Source organism: Helicobacter bizzozeronii (assembly GCF_900196775.1).
Classification (GTDB): Bacteria; Campylobacterota; Campylobacteria; order Campylobacterales; family Helicobacteraceae; genus Helicobacter; species Helicobacter bizzozeronii.
This window is the reverse complement of the sequence record NZ_FZLB01000099.1, coordinates 1-6,054: the sequence shown is the minus strand read 5'-3', so window position 1 is coordinate 6,054 and position 6,054 is coordinate 1. Positions and strand designations below refer to the sequence as shown.

The following is a 6,054-nucleotide window of genomic DNA, read 5'->3' as shown; positions in this document are numbered from 1 at the left end:
GTGCAGGGGGTGGGGGTTGTTGTTGGGCTTGGGCTTTTGCTTGGGCAAGTTTAGCCGCCTCTAAAGCTTGGGCTAAGTCTTGGGGCTGGTCGGGTTGTGGGTGTTGGAGCTGGGTAGGATCGGGCGTGGTTTGGTTATTCACATCCACCACTTGGGCGATTCCCACTCTTTGGAAAGCTTGGGGGTCTTTGGGGTCGGCCATGTCTTCTCCTTATCTTAAAGCTTTAAACTTGTCATCACCCACCACAATGTCTAAGCTCTTGCTAGCCTCTTGCTGGGCGTTTTGGCTTTTAAAGGTGATTTTATAGGTTTTGGGCTCTTTAGCCTTGAATAAAAAGCTATTAGACGCGCTCACCTCTTGCCCATCGACTAAAAAACACTCTTGGGCGTTTTTGAGCGTGCTAAAACCCCAGAGTTTCACCGGGTGGTTGATCAGAGTCTCTAAACTTTGGGCAAAAATCTGCACTTGCTCGCTAGCCCCTTCAAGGCGGTTAAGTTTGTCTAGCTCTTGGGTGAGTTGGTCTAAAAGGGTGTTTAAAAGGGCATCATCGCCCACAATGCCGATCCGATTAATGGTGCGGATCACATTCTCGGCGTGGTCTTTGAGCGCGCTGGTGTTGTTGGCATTGCCCACCACATTTAAAAAACTCACATACGCATTGGCGCGGTTGATGGCGGCATTATCTTTCAAGCTCCTTAGCATACTCTGGCACTGGATCAAGGCATTTAGCGTTTGGGCTTTGAGGGCTTGTAAGTTGTATTGGGCGCTTAAGTAGTCTATTTCCATCTTAGCGCGCATTTGCTCCTCGGCTAGGTTGTTTTGGGCTTCTTGCAAATAGAGTTTTTCATACTCGATAGCCGCTTGCAAACAGATATTATTAATCTCCTTGCTGGGGAAATTCTGCGTGCCTAGAGCCTGTCTAATTTCTAAGAAATTTCTAATAAAGCGATTCACATTCATATGCGAACGACCTTGCTGGTGGTCTGCGTGCTGTACAAGCGGTTGAGATAAAGCGTTAGCTTATTCTTGGCTTCTTTGTAGAGATTTTGGAAGAAAACCATCTTATTATAGTTCTGCTCATCGGTGGGCACTTCTAGGAGGGCTAAAAGCGCGCCATATAAAAGCGCATCTAGGGCAATGGGGGGGAGGGGCAGACTTTGGGAAGTGTCCTCTAGGGGGGCGTAAGCGGTGTAAATCACGCTTAAATGCCCTTCTTTAAAGGGCGTAACAGAGCAGCTATCCCCCTGCACATAGAGGGCTAAATTGCCCGTATTTTTGTGCTCGCAAGTGCGCTCCCTTAGGGGCGTGTTGTTGAACTTAGCCTCAATGATGCCTAAAAGATAAGGGGCTTTTAAAAAGGGGCTAGAATGGGTTAGACTTTTGAGCTTTTGGGTGCGGTTTAGCTGGAATTCTAAAATAAGCGCGCTGGCGCACTTGTTGAGATTATCTAATAATTCCCCATCGCTAAAACGCAAATCTGAAAAGTTCTCATCTTTCAAGCGCGCCCTTAGGGGGGCAATGACATCATACGCATTGAGCATAAAATAATTCCCTTTCGACCTCGCTAAAAAAGGGCGGGTTGAGATATAAAAAGCCCTTTTCAATGTTTTTGTCATAGACATTAATGAACTGCTTGATCAGTTGTTGCTGGGCGCGATCGCAACTGCTTTTTTGGTGCAATAAAAAGCCCTCTAGCTCTAGGGGGTCTAAATCGGAGAAGTTGAGTGCTTGGGGGTAGTCTTTGTAATATAAAGCCCCTTCACCCTCACAGATTGCAAAAAACGCGTCATTGAAGCGGTAGTAAGTTTTTGGGGGGTTTAAGGGTAATTGCACACTATCATTGACCACCAATTCAAACACTTTCAGCCCGTAGAAATTGCTTAGAGTGACTACCCCCCTAGCTCTAAATTCCACAAGGCGTGTCATTCTCTCTCCATGGGGCTAGCCTCAAAAAGAGCCGCGCTCTTAGAGATTTGGTCATTATTGGCGATTCGCTCCTTTTCTCTAGCCTCATAGCGCGCATTTTCGGTATCAAATTGCTTTTTGGCTAGCTCGTGTTGCTTTTTGGCCATCTTGATCTGCTCGCTGGTGCTCCAAATATTGGCCCCTAATGAAAACAAGTTAGAGAGCGTGTTAATGCCCTCTAGGGCTAGCCCCATTTTCATCATCCCCTTAGAGCCAAAGATGACATTTTGTGTGCTCTGTTGGGCGGGGCTGGTGGCATTGGCAAACATCGATAAGCTATTAAAACCTTGTTGGGCACCATTTAGGGCACTGGCATAAGTGGTCGGGTTGCCAAACTGCCCAAAAGCAGAGTTAAAGCCCTTTGAGTTCCCCGCAGGGCTTCTAAATTGGTCTAACCCTAAGCTGGGGGTTTTAAAACCGCCCGGGCTAGTTGGTCCGCTTAAAGCATTAGGGTAGGTCATAGCCGTGCCATTGGGGCTAAAGCCTATGCCTGCACTCTTTTTAAAAACAGCAGTGGGCTCGATAAAATTATCTGCGTTGCTCATCTTTTGGGCACTCTCATACATTTGGACTTTATTTTGCAAAAACCGATCGGTGTTTTTTACTGGATTAAACCCAAACACGCTAACACTCCAATAACACCTCGGAGGGTAGGAAATAGTGCACCCTTAAAATGGCTAGGCTGTTGGTTTGGGGGTTTGGGTTGGCAATGGTGGCGTTGATGGTCTGGGTGGTGGCAGAAGTGAGTAAGATACTGCTTTGGGAAAAGCCCTTGTTGGCCGCATCGATATTGTCTAAAAAATAATCTTGTTTGCTCTCTAGCCCAATATCGACACTAGCCCCTATTAGAGGCGTCACAATCTCTAAATTCACGCTGAGCACTTCGCTTCCAGCGGGCAAGAGGGCTAGTTCTTTCTTAGCTTCATCTAGCTTGAAATAGACTTTGCATAAATAGCTGATATTTTTGACTTTTTGTTGCATGATCACTCCTTAGAACTAAATAGCCCAATCACGGCAAAATCTGAATTATCATAGATGGGATTGACCCCTTGTGCGCTGGTGAAACGGGCTTTGCTAATGCCTAAGATTCTATCCACCCCGCAAATGGTCTTTCTGCCCGCATCTTCGGTCTCATTGATGTAGAAGTTAATTGCCGCATTGCCCGCTAGAACTAAAGCACTGGCTCCAATTAAAGCCCCAATGCTTAGAGGCGTGTTATTGGCATAAAAACTAGGCGGGGTGAGTTTGTCGCAGTTTTGGGCATTGATATTGGCTTTAAATTCATCATCGCTCACATCAGAGTTTAAAAGCCCGACATTGACCGAAGTCCACACGCCCATGTCAATCACCGGGCAATTATCAATCAAGCCAATTAGCCCACTAAAAAGCGCGTTTTTATCCCCTCTTAGTCCGGCAAACTTTTGCATCTCTTGGTATTCCGGGTCTGCCTTAAGCTGGTTGATCGCAAAACTATCTAAGAGGATAATGTAGCTGTAATTTTGCACGCTAACCCCTCCTGTGCTCACCATCTCGCTCCTAATGGGCTTTAAGGGGAAAGCTTGGGTGTTATTGTGCTTGACTCCTGCTCTTGCTTGAAAAATCGCCCGTCTAATGGCTTTCACGCTCATCGTATCGCCCTGTGCGATTTTCTGGGTCAAATTCTCTACGGGGTCATTGGCATTTTGCGGGGTCTTAAAGCCGTCATTTTGATCGCACACGACCACATTCGTAAAATCATTGGACAAAGCGCACACAAGCCCTCTATCGCGTTTAGCCTGTATCCACTCGGTCAAACTATCGCTAGCCTCTTTGATAAAATCGATGTGTTTCATCGCGCTGTAGTGTTTGATTTCAGACTTAATGGCATTGCCCACCACTTCGGGGTAAATGGTTTGGCTTAAAATCTCCAAATTATCAAAATTGGCGTTAAAATCGGTGTTGCCTTTCACACCCACACCGCTAAGCTGGGCTTTCAGGCGGGGGCGGTAGGGCTGGTTATCTGGCACAATATAAGTTCTAACCCCTCTATCGCTGCCTCGACCTGTCAAGGGCTCAAAGGGGCTTTTTTGCCAGCTGGCTAGCTCAATTTGTTCGCCAATTTTCACGCTCACATTAGGGTCGCTCTTCCAGTTGGCTAAGTTAATGTTATTCAATCCGGCTAACATTTTTCTATCTCCTTAAAATCGATTCATCACCAGCTCCGCATTGGAGGGGCTGGGGCTCTCTGGCGTGTTGCCCTCTAGGCGTTGGGGGAGTTCCTCTTTGGGTTGCTCTTGGGGCTCTTTAGCCTCGCCCTTGTAGGCTTTAAAGAGTTCATAGAGGGCATTAAAAAACTCCACTCCTTGCAGATTTTCTAATTGCTTTTGGTATTTGGGGGGCAATTCCTCATTATAAAAATTGATGAGCTCATCCATATTGGCATCGGGGTGGGCTTGCAAGAATTGGGCTTTGTCTTGCTCTAATTGCTCCAAGCCCTTTTTTTGTGTGATCTCCCCTTGCAGTTGCTTAGCGCGCTCGACCTTGCTGCCTAGTTGCTCTTGCAAGAACTGGTTTTGCATTTCTAGCAACTTCTTAATGAAACCCGGTTTGTCATCAAAAAATAACGCCTCTAGGTCCGCATCGATATGTTCGGCGGCGTATTTAGCAAAGTCAGACTCTAGGCTGTCCTCTGCTTGCTTAATCTCCCTTTTTAGGGTCTCTAACTCGACCTCTTGATCTTGCAAAGTAGGTTCTGCCATACCTTTCCCTTGTTTTTGCGCTATTTAAGCACATGCTACAAGGAATAACAAGGGTTAAAAGCGTAGCTTTTAATGATATAGAGGGCGAAAGCCCTACCTACCAGTGGAGCGTTTAATGGAGCGGAGCGGAAGGCATAGCGTAAAATAAGCCAAGATGGGTTAAAATAGGGCGTGGCTATGTTGGGCTCTTCTTTGTGCGATAGGGCGATGCGCTTTTAAGCGTGGGATGGGGATGTGGGTAACTCTCCAGGAAGGAGAGCCTGCCATGAAAATACTTATGGTATTGGTGGTTTTAGTGGTTCTCGCACAACCGCTATATTAAAAACCGCCCTCGCCCTGTTGGGCGGGGGTAACCACTGATGCCATTGTGCCACACATTTACTTAAACTTAACAAACACAACTAACACGCCAATCGATTTTAAGTTCTTAGAGGATAAAATAAAACGCCCCCTAATGGGGGCAAACACTCATAAGGAGTTGCGCTATGAGGAAACATAGCAAAACTTCTACACGAGTATTTTACCTCAAGGTGCGTTTCTTTGGGCTTAAATGCACAATCAGACGCAAAAAAACCAAGTGGGTAAGATAGTGTAGGGTTTCCCCCCTTTTGGGGGGTTCTCCTAGAGTGGTTGCTTAAACTTAATGATTCTAAAAGCAAAAACAGGGAATAATAGCATTGGTTGGGGCGGGTCGCCCACTGGACTTCCCGCCTTTATGGTCTAGTATAACGGCGTAGCGAGCACCATCATGACCACCAACACTATTACAAGCGTTTTCATGTGATACCTCTCTTTCTGGGGTATCGCCCACTATACCCCCTACCCCTAGCTCAAGTCTAGTTCTCCAAATACGCTAAAAGAGAAGCACACATGCCCTAAGCCCCTACTATAGCTAATGTGAGCTTAGTTCTGCTACCCCCTCAATTCCTTAATCCTCTTAGCCAGCGCATCGGCATGCGGGTAGTTGGCTTGCTCTAGGGCGTGTTGCAAGGCGCGTTGTAAGCCCTTGAGCTTGAAGGCCCTTAAAAAGCCCTCTTGTTCGCTTGGGGGCAAAAGTTTAAAACGAGTGGGCAAAGCGTGCAAACCGGCTAAGTTATCTTGGCACAAAGCTTCAAAGACTTGGGGGAATTGGAAGTCTGCAGAATGTAAAAAACTCTTGGCGGTGTATCTAAAGGCTAAATCAAGCAACATCGTCACCAAGATACGCCCTTCTGGCCAAAGGGGCGGGGCTTTTAATCGGGGGTGTGTTCTTTCTAGTTGGTGGGTGCGTGTTTTTAAGTCAGGTTTAATGGGCTTGGGGGCGTATTTGCCCAATTCCTCTAAGCAAGAATGCTTTAAAAAAGGAGTCCA

8 protein-coding genes and 1 pseudogene are annotated in these 6,054 nt (G+C 46.6%); all 9 read right to left on the bottom strand.

Annotated elements, in window-relative coordinates; all coding sequences use genetic code 11:
- The coding region (locus C5684_RS08635) for a hypothetical protein (protein ID WP_158650238.1) at positions 1–202 on the bottom strand (202 nt) is incomplete at its 3' end.
- A 9-nt stretch (positions 203–211) separates the two neighbouring features.
- Entirely contained in the window at positions 212–961 is a 750-nt protein-coding gene (locus C5684_RS08630; protein ID WP_104640059.1) for a hypothetical protein, read from the bottom strand.
- Positions 958–1,542 (bottom strand): hypothetical protein, encoded by a 585-nt coding sequence (locus C5684_RS08625; RefSeq protein ID WP_104640058.1) that lies wholly within the window; start codon positions 1,540–1,542, stop codon positions 958–960. Before C5684_RS08625 ends, C5684_RS08630 begins: the two co-directional genes overlap by 4 nt.
- Positions 1,526–1,927, bottom strand: coding sequence for a hypothetical protein (locus tag C5684_RS08620; RefSeq protein ID WP_104640057.1), 402 nt, complete (start codon positions 1,925–1,927; stop codon positions 1,526–1,528). Before C5684_RS08620 ends, C5684_RS08625 begins: the two co-directional genes overlap by 17 nt.
- Positions 1,924–2,589: a hypothetical protein gene (locus C5684_RS08615; RefSeq protein WP_104640056.1), complete on the bottom strand. Its 666-nt coding sequence runs from the start codon at positions 2,587–2,589 to the stop codon at positions 1,924–1,926. Before C5684_RS08615 ends, C5684_RS08620 begins: the two co-directional genes overlap by 4 nt.
- Before the next feature lies 1 nt (position 2,590).
- Positions 2,591–2,947, bottom strand: coding sequence for a hypothetical protein (locus C5684_RS08610; RefSeq protein ID WP_104640055.1), 357 nt, complete (start codon positions 2,945–2,947; stop codon positions 2,591–2,593).
- A gap of 2 nt (positions 2,948–2,949) precedes the next feature.
- Positions 2,950–4,131 carry a phage capsid family protein gene (locus tag C5684_RS08605; protein ID WP_104640054.1) on the bottom strand — a complete coding sequence of 394 codons (1,182 nt, stop codon included), beginning with the start codon at positions 4,129–4,131 and terminating at the stop codon, positions 2,950–2,952.
- 12 nt (positions 4,132–4,143) lie between these two features.
- Positions 4,144–4,704: a Coiled-coil domain-containing protein gene (locus C5684_RS08600; protein ID WP_104640053.1), complete on the bottom strand. Its 561-nt coding sequence runs from the start codon at positions 4,702–4,704 to the stop codon at positions 4,144–4,146.
- A gap of 912 nt (positions 4,705–5,616) precedes the next feature.
- Positions 5,617–6,054, bottom strand: a pseudogene (locus C5684_RS08595) (hypothetical protein); the annotation flags it as partial.

Bases quoted from the DNA above. Each gene is read 5' to 3' on its own strand.
- C5684_RS08630 (WP_104640059.1), bottom strand. From the start codon at position 961: ATGAATGTGAATCGCTTTATTAGAAATTTCTTAGAAATTAGACAGGCT.
- C5684_RS08625 (WP_104640058.1), bottom strand. From the start codon at position 1,542: ATGCTCAATGCGTATGATGTCATTGCCCCCCTAAGGGCGCGCTTGAAA.
- C5684_RS08620 (WP_104640057.1), bottom strand. From the start codon at position 1,927: ATGACACGCCTTGTGGAATTTAGAGCTAGGGGGGTAGTCACTCTAAGC.
- C5684_RS08610 (WP_104640055.1), bottom strand. From the start codon at position 2,947: ATGCAACAAAAAGTCAAAAATATCAGCTATTTATGCAAAGTCTATTTC.
- C5684_RS08605 (WP_104640054.1), bottom strand. From the start codon at position 4,131: ATGTTAGCCGGATTGAATAACATTAACTTAGCCAACTGGAAGAGCGAC.
- C5684_RS08600 (WP_104640053.1), bottom strand. From the start codon at position 4,704: ATGGCAGAACCTACTTTGCAAGATCAAGAGGTCGAGTTAGAGACCCTA.